Below are 2,176 nucleotides of genomic sequence, written 5' to 3'. Positions count from 1 at the left end.
GTGGAGCAGGTGCGCCGTGAGGCGCTGATTGATCGAGTGGAGGTGAGAGACCGCCACCTTCGCCCTGTCGCAGCAGGGTGATGAAGCTGGGGGCAGCCTGACCGGGAGGTGCCGGGAAGGGTGGCAAGCGGCCCCGACAACGCCGGGACGTGACCAGTACTGCCAGATGGCGCGGGTCCGGCAAGCGAGACGGAAAGGTATACGCGAGGAACCGGTGCATGAAGCCTCCTAACAATCCCTACCAGCTCCAACCTGGCGGATATGGGCTGGGTGCGGTGCGCACCTGCCCCCTCATCACGGGGCGGGGAACTCCCGGGCTGCTCATGTTCGGCGGCAGGGAGGCCACGGTGAAGTGCTGCGGGGTAGCCGTGGCGATGCCGCGGGGGTATAGCCGGGTGCCTACTTCGTCGAGCGATCAGTCAGTGAACACGGGAACCTTCCCGGCTTTGCCTTCTGCAGCCGCACGGCCGGTGCGGCGCGGCGGGCTGGGCCCACCGTCGGCCGATCGGGCCGGGAGGGGACGGAGCCGCCGTAGTACTCCGAGGCGGGGAGAGCCCGTCACATGGGGAAGGGCGGCAGCGAGATCGCAAGGGAGGTGCTGCAATGCCCGAAGAAACAGCGGTGGATGCCGCTGTCGCGTGGCCGTCGGCCGATGAGGCATGGCTGCGGGTACGGGGGATGCAGACCAAGCTGCACCGTTGGGCGGTAGCCGATCACGGCTTCCGGTTTGACGATGTGTTCAACTTCGTCTGCGACCCGGCCACGCTGGTGATGGCGCTGGAACGGGTCGCAGGAAATGCCGGAGCCCGGACCGCCGGAGTGGATGGCATCACCATCATCCACGTCCGGATGGCCGGAGCCGAGGCGCTGCTGAACCACATTCGCTCCCTGCTCAAGGCCGGCCAGTTCCGGCCGTTACCGGTGCGGGAGAAGATGATCCCCAAGACCGGCGGCAAGCTTCGCCGGCTGGGAATCCCGACCCTCACGGATCGGGTGGTGCAGGCGGCGCTGAAACTGGTCCTGGAACCGATTTTCGAGGCGGATTTCCGTCCGTGCTCCTACGGTTTCCGACCGAACCGGCGTGCGCACGACGCGATCGCCGAGATCCATCATCTGGCCACCGCCGGTTACCGGTGGGTGCTGGATGCGGATATCGAGGCGTGCTTCGATCGGATCGACCACACGGCCCTGATGGACCGGGTGCGCCGACGGGTCAAGGACAAGCGCGTGCTCGCCCTGGTGAAGACGTTCCTCAAAGCCGGGATCATGACCGAGCTCGGCCAGCGGAACGAGACCACCTCCGGCACGCCACAAGGCGGCATCCTCTCACCCTTGCTGGCCAACATCGCCTTGTCGGTGCTGGACGACTTCTTCGTCGAGCAGTGGGCAGCGGCGGGCGACAGTCAGCAGCGCAGGAACAGACGCGCCCAGGGGCTGGCGACCTGGCAGCTCGTCCGCTACGCGGATGACTTCCTGATCCTGGTCCACGGCACCGCCGAGCACGTCGAACAACTGCGTCACCAGGTGAGTGAGGTCCTGGCACCGATGGGTCTTCGCCTGTCGGAGAGCAAGACCAGGATCGTCCACCTTGCCGACGGGGTCGACTTCCTCGGGTTCCACATCATCTGGCGCCGCAAGCGAGGAACGAACAAGTGGCACGTCTACACGTTTATCGCCGACAAGCCGGTCCAGGCGCTGAAACGGAAGATCAAGTCGCTGACCCGCAGATTGTCACATCTGAGCTACAGGGAAACGCTGGTACGCATCAACTACATCCAGCGGGGATGGGCTAACTACTTCAAGCACGCGGTCGCCAAGCACACCTTCTCCCACCTGCAGAACTTCATCTGGTGGCGAGTGATCAACTGGGTGATGCAGCGCAACCGCATGACATGGAGAGCCATCCAGCGATGGCTGCGCACCCCACGGGGATGGCAACCCATCGCCTTCGACGGGGTCGAACTGTTCAAGATCGCATCGGTTCCGGTGACTCGCTATCGCTATCGAGGAACCAAGATTCCGTCACCCTGGCCGACAGCCCTGACCACACCCGCCCAACGGCATGATCTCGTGGAGAGCCCGGTGCGGTGAGAGTCGCACGCCGGGTTCGGCGGGCGGGTCCGGGAAACGGACCTGGAGCAATCCAGGCACCGCGCCCGGACTCGACCCAACACCT

General features: G+C 65.3%; 1 protein-coding gene. It reads left to right on the top strand.

Going from position 1 to position 2,176, the window contains the following annotated elements; all coding sequences use genetic code 11:
- The first annotated feature begins 603 nt into the window (after positions 1–603).
- Entirely contained in the window at positions 604–2,091 is a 1,488-nt protein-coding gene (ltrA, locus tag AB0K28_RS51645) for a group II intron reverse transcriptase/maturase (RefSeq protein ID WP_364386053.1), read from the top strand.
- The last annotated feature ends 85 nt before the right edge of the window (positions 2,092–2,176 follow it).

It is taken from the genome of Nonomuraea sp. NPDC049504, assembly GCF_040676845.1.
Lineage (GTDB): Bacteria > Actinomycetota > Actinomycetes > Streptosporangiales > Streptosporangiaceae > Nonomuraea > Nonomuraea salmonea.
This window is presented reverse-complemented; position numbering and strand designations above follow the sequence as displayed.